1 protein-coding gene is annotated in these 596 nt (G+C 57.7%); it reads right to left on the reverse strand.

Going from position 1 to position 596, the window contains the following annotated elements; all coding sequences use genetic code 11:
- A partial coding sequence (locus tag HA45_RS29225; RefSeq protein ID WP_366557367.1) for a DUF3606 domain-containing protein occupies nucleotides 1-124 on the reverse strand: 124 nt, incomplete at its 3' end.
- Between the last annotated feature and the right edge of the window lie 472 nt (nucleotides 125-596).

The raw sequence follows: 596 nt of genomic DNA on the forward strand, positions 1-596 counted from the left end.
CGCGCACGCGCTCGGCTTCCGGGCCCGCCTCGCGCACGGCCCGGGTCAGACGCTCCTGGGTTGTGCGCAGCTCCAGCGTCCAGAACGTAATCTGCCACTGCTCCCGGACGTCTATGCGGCTCAGGTCGCGGGCACCCGCCGCTGAATATAATCACGGTTTTTCATCAGGTTATCCTTTTTATCGGTACAGGGTGTGGCGGCGCGATAAATATGGCCACCGGTAAGCCCTGCCTATCCTGGCGAATAATTATCCGGAAAATACCGGAATAATCCCTGTGTCAGGATTTCGTAAAAAAGGAGAGCATTCCTGGGCCGGCGTGGGAAATAAAACTCTGGCGTGGAATAAATAAGGCGAACCGGCACGGTGATTTATTTATTCCCGGGGGAGTCGCTCATCAGTAAATACCGCGGCGCGCGCATTGCATCGGGCCATGGAAGTTAAGATAATGTAATGGTTCTTTATCATCCGCTGCACCCGCCGCGCTATTGTCGCCCTGCCGGTCCGTTCCGGCCCGCACCTCTGAAGGAGTATCCTCTGGGAAATCAGCTTTTATACCGGCCCGTCGCGGTCGGTTCCGACGTCCGCGAGCTCCGCC

It is taken from the genome of Pantoea rodasii (assembly GCF_002095465.1).
Lineage (GTDB): Bacteria > Pseudomonadota > Gammaproteobacteria > Enterobacterales > Enterobacteriaceae > Pantoea > Pantoea rodasii.